We start from the raw sequence: 16,590 nt of genomic DNA, 5'->3' as shown, positions 1-16,590 counted from the left end.
CCGCGGGGGGGGGGGCCCGGGCCCCCCCCCGGCGCCCCCCCCCCCACACCCCCCGCCCCCCCCCCCCAACCCCCCCCCCCCCCCGGTGGGCCCCGGGCGCCACCCCCCCCGCCCCACTTCTCCTGTCGGTCGACGACAGCGGCTACAGGTTGCCGAAGCCCACCCGCCGTGCCGCCGGCTCACCGATCTCCACGTACGCGATCCGCTCGGCCGGTACGAGCACCTTGCGCCCCTTGTCGTCCGTGAGGCTGAGCAACTGCGCCTTGCCGGCCAGCGCCGCGGACACGGCTCGCTCGACCTCCTCGGCGGACTGCCCGCTCTCCAGAACGATCTCGCGGGGCGTGTGCTGCACGCCGATCTTGACCTCCACGGCTATGTCCCTCCGAACGGTCTGCGTTGCGCGGCCAGCCGCGCGGTACGCAGCACACATTAGCCCGGAGCGACCCTCCGGAAGGCGCCGCGGGGCACGCCCGCAGCGAACACGGCCGGGACGGCGCCGGACCCGGCGCCCCGCTCAGTGCTGCTCGCTGCCGTGCAGCGGGAAGCCGGCGATCCCCCGCCAGGCCAGCGAGGTGAGCAGCCGGACGGCCTGTTCACGCGGGATCTGGGACTCGCTGGAGAGCCAGTAGCGGGCGACCACCTGGGAGACACCGCCGAGCCCCACGGCCAGCAGCATGGACTCCTCCTTGGAGAGCCCGGTGTCCTCCGCGATCACGTCCGAGATCGCCTCGGCGCACTGCAGGGCGACCCGGTCCACGCGCTCGCGCACGGCCGGCTCGTTGGTCAGGTCCGACTCGAAGACCAGGCGGAACGCGCCGCCCTCGTCCTCCACGTACGCGAAGTACGCGTCCATCGTCGCCTCGACGCGCAGCTTGTTGTCCGTCGTCGACGCCAGCGCCGTGCGGACCGCCAGCAGCAGCGCCTCGCAGTGCTGGTCCAGCAGGGCGAGGTACAGCTCCAGCTTTCCCGGGAAGTGCTGGTAGAGCACGGGCTTGCTGACACCCGCGCGCTCGGCGATGTCGTCCATCGCGGCCGCGTGGTACCCCTGCGCCACGAACACTTCCTGTGCGGCGCCCAGCAACTGGTTGCGCCGGGCGCGACGCGGCAGGCGGGTGCCTCGCGGGCGCGCCGCCTCGGTCTGCTCTATGGCTGTCACGCCGCCTCCCAAAAATTCGTTTGTGTGCGCATGGTGCGCCGCCCCGCCATCGTACTTTTGGGTAACCCGGCCGCGCGTGGTGAAGGAGGCAGAATTTCACGGACCGGACGCGTACGGTAGCCGGGCCGGGCGCGGTGCGCTGCCCGACCGGGGAGAGCCCAGGTCAGCGGTAGTCCTCTTCGTCGCCCAGATCCACCGTTCTCGCCTGGTCGGCGGCGTCGCCCTCACTCGCCGTGTCCGGGTCGATGTGCGTCAGCGGTTCGTCACGGCCCCGCCGCACCTCCCTGCGCTGCTCGGCGGCGTCCGCCTCCGGGACCTCGTCGGCCGCCCCGGCGCTCCGGCCGGACCGGACCTCCGGTTCGAAGGTGTCGGGGTCCGTGGGATCGACTCTCATACCGGCCCCCTTTCTCTCCCTCCGAGCGTAGAAGCCGGGGGTGCCACGCGCCATACGGCCTGTGACGGCGAACACGTGAATCCTGGCGTGATCGTCTCGTAACATTGCCGCATGTCGTCGACCGAGCTGCCGGAAACCGTAGCCGCCGCCGTGGCTCCGAAGGTGAGTCCCGTACGGGTCGCGGAAGGGGAGGAACTGCGCTCCGTCGCCCTGCCCGGGCTCACCCTGACCGTGCGGTCGCGGCCCGCGACCGGACCCGGCGCCGCGCCGGGGCTGTACGTGCACGGGCTCGGCGGCTCGTCGCAGAACTGGTCGGCGCTGATGCCGTACCTCGCGGACCTGATCGACGGCGAGGCCGTCGATCTGCCCGGCTTCGGGGACTCGCCCCCGCCGTCCGACGGCAACTACTCCATCGCGGCGCACGCCCGCGCGGTGATCCGGCTGCTGGACGCGGGCGGGCGCGCCCCCGTGCATCTCTTCGGCAATTCTCTGGGCGGCGCCGTCGCGACGCGGGTGGCGGCCGCCCGGCCCGATCTGGTGCGGACCCTCACGCTGATCTCCCCGGCGCTGCCGGAGATCCGGGTGCAGCGCACCGCGCTGCCCACCGCGCTGCTCGCGGTCCCGGGGGTCGCCGGGCTCTTCGGCAGGCTGACCCGCGAGTGGACGGCGGAGCAGCGCACCCGCGGCGTGATGGAGCTCTGTTACGGCAACCCCTCCGCCGTCGCGGACGAGGATGTGCGCCGCGCGGCGGCGGAGATGGAGCGCCGGCTTCAACTGCCACATTTCTGGGAGGCGATGACCGGCTCCGCGCGCGGTATCGTCGACGCGTACACACTGGGCGGACAGCACGCGCTGTGGCGGCAGGCCGAACGGGTACTGGCACCGACCCTGCTCGTCTACGGCGGGCGGGATCAGCTCGTCTCGTACCGGATGGCCCGCCGGGCCTCGGCCGCTTTCCGCGACTCGCGGCTCCTGACGCTCCCCGACGCGGGGCACGTCGCCATGATGGAGTACCCGCGGCAGGTCGCCCAGGCGTGCCGGGACCTCATCGACGAGAACCGCCCGGAGACCGGCCCGGGAACCGAATCGGAACCGGGGCCGTCATCCGATGCGGCATCCGGCCCGGGTGCGGAGACGACGATCGACGAACACGGCAGGAGCTGATCCGGGGCGTGGGACGACACAGCCGCAAAGGCCCCGCAACCCAGGGCTCGCCGGGTGCGGGTGACCTCGCGGCAGGTGGACACGGGCAGGACCGGGAAGGGCCGGGGAAGGGCCGCCGCCGGCGCCCCGGCGAGGGCCCCGCGCAGGAGCAGGAGCAGCACGGCACCCCGGCGCACGGAACCCCCGTGCACGGGACTCCCGCGCGCGGCGTGCCGCAGGTGCGGGGTGGTCATCCCGAGCAGCGTGAGTCCGGGGGCGGTTGGGGCGGCGAACGCCGTTACGGCGACCCGCGCGGCGCCGCGCCGCGCGGTGCGGGCGGTACGGCGACACCGCTGATCCCGGGCCCGCGCAAGGAGTTCGTGGACGCGTTCGACGCCTTCGCCGCCCCGGCCACCCCGTTGCCCAGGCCCGTGCCGAAGCCGGGCGCCCGGGGCGGCGGCGACGGTACGGGCCCGGCGCGCGGCGGCGGCGCCACCACCGACGACGCCGACGCCACCGACGGCTCCGAGGCGGGGCCGGACGCGGAGGAGCCCGCGAGAGGCGGCTGGGGCCGCGCGCTCACCGGGATCGCCGCCGCCGCGGTGACCACCGTCCTCGCGGTCGTGGTGGCCGGGCAGGTCACCGGCTCCGGCTCCGACCCGTCCGACGCGCGGGCGGCCGACGGGATCGACCGGGTGGAGGAGAACGGCGACGGTGCCTCGCGGTCCGACGACCGGACCGCCCCCGCGACCGGGCAGGGCGACGCGAAGCCCCCGGCCGCCGCGGTGACGTACGAGCAGGTGATGACCCGTCAGTTCCCGCTGGATCCGAAGCTGGAGGCGGCGGGCACCTTCACCGCCGTGCCGGGCCTCGCCAAGGCGCCCGGCAAGGGGCAGAAGGTCCGCTACCGCGTGGACATCGAGAACGGACTCGGTCTGGACGGGGCGCTGTTCGCGGAGGCCGTCCAGAAGACCCTGAACGACCGGCGGAGCTGGGCGCACAACGGCGAGATGGCCTTCGAACGGATCTCCAGCGGCGAGCCCGACTTCGTCATCACCCTGGCGAGCCCGGGGACCACGGCGGTCTGGTGTGCGAAGTCCGGACTCGACACGACCGTCGACAACGTGTCCTGCGACTCCGCCGCGACCGACCGCGTGATGATCAACGCCTTCCGCTGGGCCCAGGGCGCGGAGACCTTCGGCGCCAAGGCGATGTTCGGCTACCGGCAGATGCTGATCAACCACGAGATCGGCCACCGGCTCGGCCACAGCCATGTGAACTGCCGCACGCCGGGCGCCCTCGCGCCGGTGATGCAGCAGCAGACCAAGACGCTCGACATCGACGGGGTGAAGTGCCGGCCGAACCCCTGGGTCTACCCGGACGAGTGACTCCGGCCCGGCCCCGGCCCGGGTCCCGGCCCCGGCTCCGGCCCCGGCTCCGTGGGGAGCGCCGGGGAGTACCTGGGAGCGGCCCGGGGAGCGCCCAGGAGCACCCGGGAGACCCGCCGGGCGCCGGTGCGGTTCCGTGATCGTCCGTATGGTGAGAGGCCTGTCTCACTCCGCGTTGACATTCGAACACTGCCTCATCCATATTTCTCCGCATGTCGTCCGCCTCCGCACCTGCCTACGGTCACGCCGCCTTTGAGCTCGCGCTCATCGGCGTGACGCCGCTGTGCGTGGCCGACATTCTCTGTAGCTGACGCCGCCCGAGCGCGCCCCTTCCCCCGCCCTTTCCGCGGCGGACCGGCGTGCCCCGGCGCACTTCCGTCCGTATGCGGGCGCGGCGTCCTGATCTCCCTGTTCTCCTCTCCGCCGCTGCCGCCTGCGCGGACACCGGGCGCTCCACGCCCTCTGTTCCCGTCCCGCTCGCCCCTGTCACTCTTGTGCACTCCGTCACTCTGTGCACGCCGTGCGCGCAGCCCACCGAGAGGCTTCTTCCGATGCGTCAACCGTCCGTGTTCACCCGCCGCGTGACCGTGGCAGCCGTCACCCTGGCCGTGGCAGCGGGCGCCGCCGCCTGCGCGGGCCCCCAGGACAACGATGCCAAGAGCGACGGCTCGGCCCAGGGCAAGCCCCAGAAGGGCGGCACGCTCTCGGTGCTCAACACCGAGCCGCAGGCCGACTTCGACCCGGCGCGCCTCTACACCTCCGGCGGCGGCAACGTGCCCTCGCTGGTCTTCCGTACGTTGACCACCCGCAACCGGGAGGACGGCGCGGCCGGCACCAAGGTCGTCCCCGACCTCGCCACCGACACGGGCCGCCCCAACGCCGACGCCACCGAGTGGACGTACACCCTCAAAGAGGGGCTGAAGTTCGAGGACGGCTCTCCGATCACCACCGCCGACATCAAGTACGGCATCGAGCGCTCCTTCGCCGCCGAACTCTCCGGCGGCGCCCCCTACCTGCGCGACTGGCTGATCGGCGGCGCCGAGTACCAGGGCCCCTACAAAGACCCGAAGGGGCTTGCGTCGATCGAGACGCCCGACGCGAGAACCATCGTCTTCAAGCTGAACAAGCCCGAGGGCGACTTCCCCTTCGTCGCCACCCAGACGCAGTTCGCGCCGGTGCCCAAGGCCAAGGACAAGGGCGCCAAGTACGAGGAGCGCCCGGTCTCCTCGGGCCCGTACAAGGTCGTCAAGAACGAGGGCGACGGCCAGCACATGGTGCTGGAGCGCAACCCGCACTGGTCCGAGAAGACCGACGACCAGCGCCACGCCTACCCCGACAAGATCGACGTCAAGGCCGGACTCGACTCGGCCGTCATCAATCAGCGGCTCGCCACCAGCTCGGGCGCCGACGCCGCCGCCATCACCACCGACACCAACCTCGGCCCCGCCGAGCTGGCCGAGGTCGGCAGCGACAAGGCGCTCGCCGCCCGCGTCGGCACCGGCCACTTCGGCTACACGAACTACCTCGCCTTCAACCCGAAGGTGAAGCCGTTCGACAACCCCAAGGTGCGCCAGGCGATTTCGTACGCCATCAACCGCACCAGCGTGATCAACGCGGCCGGCGGCTCCGCGCTCGCCGAGCCCGCCACCACCTTCCTGCCCGAGCAGAAGGCGTTCGGCTACACGCCGTACGACCACTTCCCGGCCGGCAGGACCGGTGACCCGGCGAAGGCCAAGGAACTGCTGAAGGAGGCCGGCCACCCGAACGGGCTGACCATCTCCCTCATCCACTCCACCGCGCAGAACCGCGAGACCAGCCCCGAGGTCGCCACGGCCGTCCAGGAAGGGCTCAAGAAGGCGGGCATCACCGTCAAGCTCGTGGGACTGGAGCCGAACGCCTTCAACGAGGCCCGCTGGAGCGTCAAGAACGCGCCCGGCTTCTTCCTCTCCCGGTGGGGCGCCGACTGGCCGTCCGGCGGCCCGTTCCTGGCGCCGATCTTCGACGGACGGCAGATCGTCAAGGACGGCTCCAACTTCAACCACGCGCAGTTCGACGACGCGGCGGTCAACAAGGAGATCGACGAGATCAACAAGCTGACCGACCTCTCCGCCGCCGCCAAGCGCTGGGGCGCGCTCGACAAGAAGATCGGTGAGCAGGCACTCGACGTGCCGCTCTTCCACCCCGTCTACAAGCGGCTCTACGGCAAGGACGTCAAGAACATCGTGATCAGCGACTGGACCGGCGTCCTCGACATCTCGCAGGTCGCGGTCAAGTGAGTACCGCTCCCGATCCGGTGGCGGCGGGGGCGGCGGGCACCACGGCCCCCGCCCCGGCCGCTCCCTCCTCCGGCGCCGGCCAGGTCTGGCGACGGCTGCGCGCACGCCCCTCGGCCCTGGTGGCCGGGGGCGTCCTCGCGCTGCTGGTGGTCCTGGCGCTCGCCGCGCCGCTGCTCGCCGCGCTGGAGGGCCAGGACCCGAACACGTACCACGACTCGCTCGTCGACTCGGCGCGCGGCGGCGTGCCCCACGGCTCGTTCGGCGGGGTGAGCGCCGACCACTGGCTCGGCGTCGAACCCGGCACCGGGCGCGACCTGTTCGTACGGCTGCTCTACGGCGCCCGGATCTCGCTGCTCGTCGCCGTCGGCGCCACCGTCGTCCAGGTGGCGATCGGTGTCACCGTCGGTCTCGCGGCCGGTCTCGGCAACCGGTGGCTGGACAGCTTCCTCAGCCGGGTCACCGATGTGATGATCGCGCTGCCGATGCTGGTGCTCGCCATCGCCCTGACGGCCGTCGTGCCCCCGGACTTCCCCCGCCCGCTGCTGCTGATCCTCGTCATCGGCCTGCTCAACTGGGGCGGTACGTCGCGGATCGTACGGGCGCAGACCCTCACCCTGAAGCAGCTCGACTTCGTGGCCGCGGCCCGGCTCGGCGGCTCGGGGCGGCTGCGCGTGGCACGGCGCGAACTGCTGCCCTCGCTCGCGGCGCCCGTCATCACCTACGCGGCGATCCTGCTCCCCACCAACATCGTCATCGAGGCGTCGCTGTCCTTCCTCGGCGTCGGCGTCAAGCCGCCGACGCCGTCGTGGGGCGTGATGCTGTCGACCGCGCAGACCTGGTTCCGCGCCGACCCGATGTACGTCCTGCTCCCCGCCGGTCTGCTCTTCGTGACCGTGCTCGCCTTCACCGTGCTGGGGGACGCGGTACGTACGGCGCTCGACCCGCGCGAGGCCAGCCGGCTCCGGGTCGGGACGCGGGAGCGCACCCGTACGTCCGGCAAGGCCCGTACCCCCCTCAAGGACACCGCCTCATGACGCGCTATCTGATCAAACGGCTCGCCGGCGCGCTCCTGGTCCTGCTCGTGCTCTCCGTCGCCGTCTACGCGCTCTTCTACCTGGCGCCCGGCGACCCGGCCCGGCTCGCCTGCGGCGAACGTTGCTCCACCCAGCAGGTCGACCAGGTGCGCGAACGCCTCGGCCTCGGCCAGTCGGTCTTCGCGCAGTACGGACACTTCCTGCGCGGCATCGTCGCCGGGCGCGACTACTCCACCGGCACCTCGGTGCTCCACTGCGACGCGCCCTGCCTCGGCTTCTCGTACAAGACGGACCAGCAGGTCACCCAGCTCATCCTGGAGCGGCTGCCCGCGACGGTCTCCCTCGCCGTCGGCGCGATGGTCGTCTGGCTGGTCATCGGGGTCGGCACCGGGCTGCTCTCCGCGCTGCGGCGCGGCGGGATCACCGAGCGCGCGCTGACCGTGCTCACCCTCGCCGGGACCGGCACGCCCGTCTTCATCCTGGGGCTGCTGCTCCTGATGGTGGTCTGCGCGTACCTCCAGTGGCTGCCGTTCCCGTCGTACGTACCGCTGAGCGACGACCCCGAGCAGTGGGCGTGGAACATGCTGCTGCCCTGGCTCACGCTCGGGCTGTTCGAGAGCGCGAAATACGCGCGGTTGACGCGGAGTTCGACGCTGGAGACGCTGGCCGAGGACCATATCCGCACCTTCCGCGCCTACGGGGTCGGGGAGCGCGCGGTCGTCGGGCGGCACGCGCTGCGCGGCGCCCTGCCGCCGGTCATCGCGCTCAACGCGAACGACTTCGGCACGGTGATCGGCGGCGCGGTGCTCACCGAGACCCTGTTCGGCATCCCCGGCATCGGCAAGACGCTCATCGACTCGGTGCGGGACGTCGATCTGCCGGTGGTGGTGGGCGTGGTGCTGGTGACCGGAGCGGCCGTCGTACTGGCCAATGTCGTGGCGGACCTGCTGTACGCCGTGGCCGACCGAAGGGTGGCTCTCCTGTGACGCGCACGACCTCTACGGCTCCCGAGGCCGCTGCCACGGAGCCGCTGGTCCTCGTCGAGGACCTGACCGTCGACTTCACCGCGGGCGCCGACGACACCGTACGCGCCGTGGACGGGCTCTCCTTCTCGCTCACCGCGGGCCGGGCGATCGGCCTGGTCGGCGAGTCCGGCAGCGGCAAGAGCACCGTCGCGGGCGCGCTCCTCGGGCTGCACCGGGGGACCGGCGCCCGCGTCGGCGGTACGGTCCGGGTCGCCGGTACGGACGTCGGCACCGCCTCCGACCGCGAACTGCGCGCGCTGCGCGGCGCGGTGGCCGCGATGGTCTTCCAGGACCCGCTCTCCTCGCTGGACCCGTACTACGCGGTGGGCGACCAGATCGCCGAGGTCTACCGCGTCCACACCGACGCCACCCGGCGCGCGGCGCGTGCGCGGGCGGTCGAGGTGCTGGACCGCGTGGGCATCCCCGACGCCGCGCGCCGCGCGCGCTCCCGGCCGCACGAGTTCAGCGGCGGAATGCGCCAGCGCGCGCTGATCGCGATGGCGCTGGCCTGCGAGCCGCGCCTGCTGATCGCGGACGAACCCACCACGGCGCTCGACGTGACCGTCCAGGCGCAGATCCTCGACCTCCTCCACGACCTGCGCCGCGAGACGGGCATGGGGCTGCTGCTGGTCACCCATGACGTGGGGGTCGCGGCGGAGAGCGTCGACGAGGTGCTGGTGATGCGGCACGGGCGCGAGATCGAGCGCGGGGGCGTCGCGGACGTCCTGGGCGCGCCGAAGGACACGTACACCCGCACCCTGCTCTCGGCGGTGCCCCGGGTGGACGCGCCGGTCGAGCGCGCGCCGGGTGCTCCGGAATCCGGCGGGCCGCTGATCGAAGCGGCGGGCCTGCACCGGGAGTTCCGGCGCGGACGGACGACCGTCACCGCCGTGGACGGGGTCTCGCTCACCGTCGCGCCGGGGGAGACCCTGGGCATCGTCGGCGAGTCGGGCAGCGGCAAGACCACGCTGGGCCGGATGCTCGTCCGGCTGCTCGACCCGACCGCCGGGACCCTGCGCTACCGGGACACGGAGATCGGCACGGCGTCCGAGAAGGAGCTGCGGCCCTACCGCCGCGAGCTCCAGATGATCTTCCAGGACCCGGTCTCGTCGCTCAACCCTCGGCGTTCGGTGGGCGAGTCCGTCGCGGACCCGCTGCGGGCCGCCGGAGTGCTGGACGAGCGGCAGACCGTCGAGCGGGTACGGGGGCTGCTGGAGCGGGTCGGGCTCGACCCCGACCGGTACGACCGGTACCCGCACGAGTTCAGCGGCGGCCAGCGCCAGCGCGTCGGGATCGCCCGCGCGCTCGCCGCCGAGCCCCGGCTGATCGTCTGCGACGAGCCCGTCTCCGCGCTCGACGTGACGACCCAGGCCCAGGTCACCGCGCTCCTCGCGGAACTCCAGCGGGAGCTGGGCCTCGCGCTGGTCTTCATCGCGCACGACCTCGCCGTCGTACGGCAGGTCAGCGACCGGATCGCCGTCATGAAGGACGGCAGGATCGTCGAACAGGGCACGGTCGAGGAGGTCTACGGGGCGCCCTCCGAGGCGTACACGAAGCAGCTCCTGGCCGCCGTCCCGGCGCTCGACCCGGGGCTCGCTGCGGCCCGCCGCGCGGCCCGCAGGGAGCTTCCGACACCTGTCGCGCCCGCCGGGGAAGCGGCCCTGACCTGACCCGCGAGGTTCGCCGTACGTAACCATCTGTTTTCGTAGCGCCACAGAACGCCACCGCTACGAGAAAGTTACGTGCATTCACCCCTTCCGGTGGTGCGACGGACAACCGTCCGTCGTACCACCCGGTTGTCCGTTTACGGTCGTCCCGTCTGTGTGCCGCCGATCAACGGCGGCCGCCCACAAGGGAGATCGGGGGTGCGCTCGTGCGGATCGGACTGCTCACGGACGGTGGCTATCCATATGCGACCGGTGAGTCCAGGCTCTGGTGCGACCGGCTCGTCCGCGGGCTCGCACCGCACGAGTTCCACATCTACGCGCTCAGCCGCAGCGCCCGGCAGGAGCGGAGCGGCTGGGTCCTGCTGCCGCCCCACGTCCCGGCCGAGCGGGTGCGCACCGCCCCGCTCTGGGCGCCGGCCGACGACGGCCGCGGCTACGGGCGGCGCGACCGGCGCCGGTTCGCGCTCCACTTCGGCCGGCTGGCCGAGGCGATCTGCGCCGAGGGCGGACCGGACGGCACGGGCACGGTGGGTGGGGCGGATGGCGCCGACGGCGTCGAGGCCTTCGCCGAGGGGTTGTACGGGCTGGCCGACCTCGGCCGGGAGCGCGGCGGGCTCTACGCGGCGCTCCGCTCGGAAACCGCCGTACGGCTGCTGGAGTCGGCCTGCCGGGCACCCGGCGCACGCCGGAGCGTACAGACCGCGACCGTGCCCGACTTCCTCGCCTTCGCCGACCATCTGGAGCGCGCGCTGCGCCCCCTCTCGCTCGACTGGTACGGCGAGGACGACGGGCTGGGCGCGGTCGACCTCTGCCACGCCGCCTCCGGCGGCCCGGCGGCCCTGCCGGGGCTGCTGGCCAAACGCTTCTTCGGGGTGCCGCTGCTCCTCACCGAGTACGGCGTGCGGCTGCGCGCGCACTACCTGGCGACGGCGGGCGGGGACGCCGCGTCCGGCGCGCCGGTACGTGCCCTGCTCGCCGCGTTCCACCGGCGGCTCGCCGCCGAGACCTACCGCCAGGCGGGCGCCATCACCCCCGGCAACCTGCACGCCCGCCGCTGGCAGGAGCGGTGCGGCGCCGACCGCGCCAAGCTGCGGACCGTCTACCCGGGGATGGAGGCGCAGCGGTTCGCGGCGGTCGCGGACGACCTCGACGGCGCGGGCGATCCGGCGACGCTGGTCTGGATCGGCAGGATCGAACCCGCGAAGGACCTGATCTCGCTGCTGCACGCCTTCGCCGCGATCCGCCGGGCGGAGCCGGGCACCCGGTTGCGCATCGTCAGCGTGCCGGTGCGGGACGCGGAGGGCGCGGCGTATCTCGCGCACTGCCGGGGACTGGCCGCCCACCTCTTCCCCGACGAGGCGGCCGACGCGCACGCCGTGGGCGACAACCCGGTCTCCTTCGAGGAGATCGGCGACCCCGAGGCACCCGACCTGCCGGACGTCTACGCCTCGGCCGGCCTGGTCGTGCTGTCCAGCGTGGTCGAGGGCTTCCCGATCAGCCTGGTCGAGGCGATGTTCTGCGGGCGTGCCACGGTCTCGACGGACGTCGGGGCGGTCGTCGAGGTCATCGGCGGTACGGGCCTCGTCGTCCCCCCGCGCAATCCGCGGGCGCTCGCGGACGCGTGCGTGGGGCTGCTGCGCGACCCCGAGCGCCGCGCCCGCCTGGGGGCCGCGGCCCGCGCCCGCGCGCTGGAACTCTTCACCGTCGAGCAGAACCTGGCGGCGTTCCGCGCGCTCTACCTCGAACTCATCTCGCACGCCCCCAGGCGCCGCCCGGCCGACTCGGTGGACGCCGACGGAGCCCCCGTCCCCTTCGCCCATCCGGCCGAGACCCGTGTCCCGGGCCACTGGACGGCGGTCCGCCGCCGACCGGACGGGCCGCCCGCCCCGGCGGAACGGGTAGGGGCGGGCGCCGGAGCGGGGGACCACGATGTCTGACACCCGTGACACCCGCCCCCCGCGTACGGACGGTGGGAAGGGAGGCGGACGACGGGGGTCCGCGGACCCCGTCAAGGCGCTGCTGCACCGGCACCGCGGGCTCTGCGAGCGGGCCGTCGATCCGCTGGAGATCGCCGCCGGGCTCGAAGCCCACGGGATCACCGACCGCACGGCCGCGCGCTTCCGGCACCGGGACGTCTTCTCGCTCGCCGAGGAGCTGTACGCACGCGTCCCGCAGGCCACCGGCCACCGGTCCGGCCACCGGGACGCCGCCGGCCACGGGCACCACGCCGGCCACGGGCACCACGGCCACCGCGCGGACCGTCACGTCGACAGCCTTACCGGCAGCCTTACCGACGGCCCTGTCGACAGTCCTGCCGACAGCCTGACGGGCCCTCGGACCGGGAGCCGCACCGAGGGCCGTACCGGGGGCCGTACCGAAAGCCGTACGCCGAGCCGCCTCGGCGGTGGCACCGGGAGCCGCGGGCGGGCCGCCCGGGCCGGGTGGGCGGGGCTCGTGCTGCTGCCCGGCGCCCTCGCCTCCCTCACCCTCGCCGGTCTGGAGCACAGCACCGGGCAGGGGCAGCTCGCGACCGCACTGGCGGGCACGCTCGCACTCTCCGGCGCCGTGTCCGCCTGCCTCCGCCGCGGCCCCCTGCGCGCCCCGGGCCGCACCGTACCCGCCGCCGGACTCTGGACGTACGCCCTGCTCGGCTATCTGCTCTGCGGCGACGGACTCCTCGCCGCGCTCCTCGACGGCGGGCCCCACGGACCCTGGCCGGCCACCGCGACGCCCCTCGTGACACTCGCCGTCGCCGTCGCCCCCGCCGCCTGGTGCGCCCGCCTCTTCTCCGTGCGGGCCCGCCGCGGACTCACCGCCAGCCGGGATCTGGCCGACTTCGCCGCGCGGGCGCGCCCGCTGCTCCTCGGCGTCGTCGGGCTGTACGCCTGCGTCCTCGCCGTGCTGACCCCGCTGACCAATCTGCTCCACGCGGAGGACGGGGCCCTCGCCCCCACCGTCACCCTCGGCACCCTGTTCCTGCTCGCCCGGCTGCTCACGGTCCACGGCTTCCCCGAATCCGCGGCCACCGGGCTCGCCACCGCCTGCGCCCTGGAGGTCCTGGCCTGCGCGTCCGTACTCGCCGGCCGTATCCCCGGGTGCGACGCCCTCGCCGTGCCCGTCCGGGGACTCGTCCAGGCCGCGGGCCCGGCCGCCGTCCCCGTGCTCGCCTGCGGCGCCGCCGCCCTCGGCCTCCTCGTCCACGCCGCCGTCGCCCTCTCCCGGGCCTCGGCGCACACCTGAGCCCGCACACCTAGGCCCTCTCACACCCCCCGCCCGACAGAAGCCCCGTATCCAGGGACAGAAGGAGACGCACGACATGACCCGGCAATCCCCAGCACCGGCCCCCGCGACGGCCCGTCCGCGCAAAGGGGGCGCGCGATGAGGGTCCTGCTGCTCGGCGCCAACGGTTTCCTCGGCCGCTTCGTGGCCGACCGGCTGCTCGCCGACCCCGCCGTCCACCTGACCGCGCTCGGCCGCGGCGACGACGCCGACGTACGGTTCGACCTCGCCGGCGGCAGCCCCGGGGCGCTCACCCGCTTCCTGGACGCCGTCCACCCGGGAGTGGTCATCAACTGCGCCGGAGCCACCCGCGGCGGCGCCCGCGAACTCACCCGGCACAACACCGTCGCCGTCGCCACCGTCTGCGAGGCCCTGCGCCGCAGCGGCTGCGGCGCCCGGCTCGTCCAGCTCGGCTGCGCCTCCGAGTACGGCCCCTCCCCGCAGGGCTCGTCGACCGCCGAGGACGCCGTGCCCCGCCCCGGCGGCCCGTACGGCGTCTCCAAGCTCGCCGCGTCCGAGCTGGTCCTCGGCTCCGGGCTCGACGCGATCGTCCTCCGGGTCTTCTCGCCCGTCGGCCCCGGCACCCCGGCGGGCTCCCCGCTCGGCCGGCTCGCCGAGGCGATGCGCCGGGCCATGCAGTCCGGCGACGGCGAGCTGAAGCTCGGCGGCCTCGGCGTGCAGCGCGACTTCGTCGACGTACGCGACGTGGCGCGCGCCGTGCACGCCGCCTCGCTCTCCGCCGCCCAGGGCATCGTCAATATCGGCACCGGCCGGGCCGTGAAGCTCAGGGACGCCGCCGCCGTACTCGCGCGGGTCGCCGGGTTCGCCGGCGCCCTCAACGAACTCGACCTGCCCCAGGGCCCGGCCGGGCTGCGCCCCGGGCACCCCACCATCGGTCCCCCCCGCGCCGAGACGGTGGCGGAGCACCTCGGGGCCGGACCGTTCCCGTACCCCGACGGCTGCGGCGCCTGGCAGCAGGCCGACGTACGGACCGCGCGCGACCGGCTCGGCTGGCGCCCCCGGATCAACCTGGAGGAATCCCTCGCCGACATCTGGATGGAGGCGGCATGTCGCATCTGACCCCGGGCCTTCAGGGGCCGCCCGCGGCCCGGACGGCCCGGCTCGGTCTCGGCGCCCCCGGCTACGCGCACCCCCTGGTCGCCCCCGTCGAGTGGGCCGAGCTGACCCGCCCCTCCACCCCGCTGCACTGGGCCGTCCTCAACGTCGCGAACGGCCCCGGCGAGCGCCCCGACCCGCACTGCCTCGACGCCGCGGGGCGGCTCACCAACGCGCGGCTCCGCGTCCTCGGCCATCTGGACCTGGCGTACGGGGGCCGCCCCGTGGCGGAGATCGTCGCCGACGCCCGGCACTTCCTCGGCTGGTACCGGGTCGGCGGCTTCTACCTCGACCGCTGCCCGGCGGGGCGGGCGGAGCTGCCCTGGGTACGGCGGACCACCGCGGCCCTGGAGGCGCTGCTCGACGGGGCCCCCGACAGCGCGCGGGACGGCGGCTACATCGTCCTCGGGCACGGGATCCATCCGCACCCCGGATATCTGGACGCCGCCGACCAGTCGGTGACCTTCTCCGGGCCGTGGACCGACTACCGCTGGTCGCAGGCGCCGGCGTGGACCGCGGAGTACCCGTCGGAGCGCTTCGTCCATCTCGTCCACGGGGTGCCGCGCGGCCATCTCGACGAGGCGCTGCGCGTCGCGCGCTGGCAGGGCGCCGGGACGGTCTTCTTCACGGACTCGCTCCCTGCCCGTACGGCAGTCCCGGTCGGGATGGGACTCCCCGGCCCAATGGGACTCCCGGGTCGAACGGGGGAGAACACGCCTTTCGAGACATTGCCCGGCTTCTGGGACGAATTCGTCTCGCGACTCGGACTGTGTGTCTTGGAATGAGGAAGGCCGTGGCAGTGTTACAGGGAGAACAACCCTACTGAATGACCGGCCAACCCCTTAGTTGAGGTCCCTGTGTCGCTGCCACCCTTGGTCGAGCCCGCTGCCGAGCTCACCGTCGACGAGGTCCGCAGGTACTCCCGTCATCTCATCATCCCGGATGTCGGGATGGACGGGCAGAAGCGGCTGAAGAACGCGAAGGTGCTCTGTGTGGGCGCCGGAGGTCTCGGTTCCCCCGCCCTGATGTATCTGGCCGCGGCCGGTGTCGGCACTCTCGGCATCGTGGAGTTCGACGAGGTCGACGAGTCGAACCTCCAGCGTCAGATCATTCACAGCCAGTCCGACATCGGCCGCTCCAAGGCCGCGTCGGCCCGTGACTCCGTTCTCGGCATCAACCCCTATGTGAACGTGATCCTTCACGAAGAGCGGCTTGAGGCCGAGAACGTGATGGAGATCTTCTCGCAGTACGACCTGATCGTGGACGGCACCGACAACTTCGCCACCCGCTATCTGGTCAACGACGCCTGCGTGCTGCTGAACAAGCCGTACGTATGGGGTTCGATCTACCGCTTCGACGGCCAGGCCAGCGTCTTCTGGTCCGAGCACGGCCCCTGCTACCGCTGCCTCTACCCCGAGCCCCCGCCGCCCGGCATGGTCCCCTCCTGCGCCGAGGGCGGCGTGCTGGGCGTGCTCTGCGCGTCCATCGGCTCCATCCAGGTCACCGAGGCGATCAAGGTGCTGGCGGGCGTCGGCGACCCGCTGGTCGGCCGGCTGATGATCTACGACGCCCTGGAGATGCAGTACCGCCAGGTCAAGGTCCGCAAGGACCCCGACTGCGCGGTCTGCGGCGCGAACCCGACCGTCACCGAACTCATCGACTACGAGGCGTTCTGCGGCGTCGTCTCCGAGGAGGCGCAGGAGGCGGCGGCCGGCTCGACGATCACTCCCAAGCAGCTCAAGGAGTGGATCGACGAGAAGGAGAACATCGAGATCATCGATGTCCGGGAGCCGAACGAGTACGAGATCGTCTCGATCCCCGGCGCCAAGCTGATCCCGAAGAACGAGTTCCTGATGGGCACCGCCCTGGCGACTCTCCCGCAGGACAAGAAGATCGTCCTGCACTGCAAGACGGGTGTCCGCAGCGCGGAGGTCCTCGCGGTGCTCAAGTCCGCGGGCTTCTCGGACGCGGTCCACGTCGGCGGCGGCGTCATCGGCTGGGTCAACCAGATCGAGCCGGAGAAGCCGGTCTACTAGGTCTCGCAGGCCACGTCCGGGACATCCGCCACGTCCGGGCGATCCGGGCCGTGGCACATCCGGAGAGGGGCCGGAC

15 protein-coding genes are annotated in these 16,590 nt (G+C 73.3%); 12 read left to right on the top strand and 3 right to left on the bottom strand.

What is annotated here, in order from left to right:
- Window positions 1-142 precede the first annotated feature (142 nt).
- The 3 genes from ACFTZC_RS19005 to ACFTZC_RS18995 form a co-directional block, all read right to left on the bottom strand.
- Window positions 143-370, bottom strand: a complete 228-nt coding sequence (locus ACFTZC_RS19005) for a DUF3107 domain-containing protein (protein WP_329829234.1) — start codon at window positions 368-370, stop codon at window positions 143-145.
- A gap of 144 nt (window positions 371-514) precedes the next feature.
- On the bottom strand, window positions 515-1,156 hold the full coding sequence (locus ACFTZC_RS19000; RefSeq protein WP_382891097.1) for a TetR/AcrR family transcriptional regulator: 642 nt from the start codon (window positions 1,154-1,156) through the stop codon (window positions 515-517).
- A 163-nt stretch (window positions 1,157-1,319) separates the two neighbouring features.
- Window positions 1,320-1,550, bottom strand: a complete 231-nt coding sequence (locus tag ACFTZC_RS18995) for a hypothetical protein (RefSeq protein ID WP_382891095.1) — start codon at window positions 1,548-1,550, stop codon at window positions 1,320-1,322.
- Between the two features lie 111 nt (window positions 1,551-1,661).
- Here ACFTZC_RS18995 and ACFTZC_RS18990 point away from each other — a divergent pair, with 111 nt between their 5' ends.
- The 12 genes from ACFTZC_RS18990 to moeZ all read left to right on the top strand — a co-directional run bounded on the left by ACFTZC_RS18990 (window position 1,662) and on the right by moeZ (window position 16,514).
- Window positions 1,662-2,714 (top strand): alpha/beta fold hydrolase, encoded by a 1,053-nt coding sequence (locus tag ACFTZC_RS18990; RefSeq protein WP_382891093.1) that lies wholly within the window; start codon window positions 1,662-1,664, stop codon window positions 2,712-2,714.
- Window positions 2,715-2,722: 8 nt separating this feature from the next.
- A complete protein-coding gene (locus ACFTZC_RS18985; RefSeq protein WP_382891091.1) occupies window positions 2,723-4,081 on the top strand; it encodes a DUF3152 domain-containing protein in 1,359 nt (452 codons plus the stop codon).
- A gap of 212 nt (window positions 4,082-4,293) precedes the next feature.
- Window positions 4,294-4,392, top strand: coding sequence for an Ms4533A family Cys-rich leader peptide (locus ACFTZC_RS18980; RefSeq protein WP_382891089.1), 99 nt, complete (start codon window positions 4,294-4,296; stop codon window positions 4,390-4,392).
- Window positions 4,393-4,632: 240 nt separating this feature from the next.
- Window positions 4,633-6,357 (top strand): ABC transporter substrate-binding protein, encoded by a 1,725-nt coding sequence (locus ACFTZC_RS18975; protein WP_382891087.1) that lies wholly within the window; start codon window positions 4,633-4,635, stop codon window positions 6,355-6,357.
- A complete protein-coding gene (locus ACFTZC_RS18970) occupies window positions 6,354-7,391 on the top strand; it encodes an ABC transporter permease (RefSeq protein WP_382891085.1) in 1,038 nt (345 codons plus the stop codon). Before ACFTZC_RS18975 ends, ACFTZC_RS18970 begins: the two co-directional genes overlap by 4 nt.
- Complete coding sequence (locus ACFTZC_RS18965; protein ID WP_382891083.1) at window positions 7,388-8,377, top strand: ABC transporter permease; 990 nt, start codon at window positions 7,388-7,390, stop codon at window positions 8,375-8,377. Before ACFTZC_RS18970 ends, ACFTZC_RS18965 begins: the two co-directional genes overlap by 4 nt.
- Window positions 8,374-10,086 (top strand): dipeptide ABC transporter ATP-binding protein, encoded by a 1,713-nt coding sequence (locus ACFTZC_RS18960; RefSeq protein ID WP_382891081.1) that lies wholly within the window; start codon window positions 8,374-8,376, stop codon window positions 10,084-10,086. The genes ACFTZC_RS18965 and ACFTZC_RS18960 overlap by 4 nt, the downstream gene beginning before the upstream one ends.
- A gap of 203 nt (window positions 10,087-10,289) precedes the next feature.
- Window positions 10,290-12,020 (top strand): glycosyltransferase, encoded by a 1,731-nt coding sequence (locus tag ACFTZC_RS18955; protein ID WP_382891079.1) that lies wholly within the window; start codon window positions 10,290-10,292, stop codon window positions 12,018-12,020.
- Complete coding sequence (locus ACFTZC_RS18950) at window positions 12,013-13,323, top strand: hypothetical protein (protein WP_382891077.1); 1,311 nt, start codon at window positions 12,013-12,015, stop codon at window positions 13,321-13,323. Before ACFTZC_RS18955 ends, ACFTZC_RS18950 begins: the two co-directional genes overlap by 8 nt.
- A gap of 138 nt (window positions 13,324-13,461) precedes the next feature.
- On the top strand, window positions 13,462-14,442 hold the full coding sequence (locus ACFTZC_RS18945; protein WP_382891075.1) for an NAD-dependent epimerase/dehydratase family protein: 981 nt from the start codon (window positions 13,462-13,464) through the stop codon (window positions 14,440-14,442).
- Complete coding sequence (locus ACFTZC_RS18940; RefSeq protein WP_382891073.1) at window positions 14,430-15,263, top strand: spherulation-specific family 4 protein; 834 nt, start codon at window positions 14,430-14,432, stop codon at window positions 15,261-15,263. Before ACFTZC_RS18945 ends, ACFTZC_RS18940 begins: the two co-directional genes overlap by 13 nt.
- A 72-nt stretch (window positions 15,264-15,335) precedes the next feature.
- Window positions 15,336-16,514 carry an adenylyltransferase/sulfurtransferase MoeZ gene (moeZ, locus tag ACFTZC_RS18935; protein WP_365812111.1) on the top strand — a complete coding sequence of 393 codons (1,179 nt, stop codon included), beginning with the start codon at window positions 15,336-15,338 and terminating at the stop codon, window positions 16,512-16,514.
- Window positions 16,515-16,590: the final 76 nt, after the last annotated feature.

The organism is Streptomyces sp. NPDC056987 (assembly GCF_042673865.1).
Lineage (GTDB): Bacteria > Actinomycetota > Actinomycetes > Streptomycetales > Streptomycetaceae > Streptomyces.
This window is presented reverse-complemented; position numbering and strand designations above follow the sequence as displayed.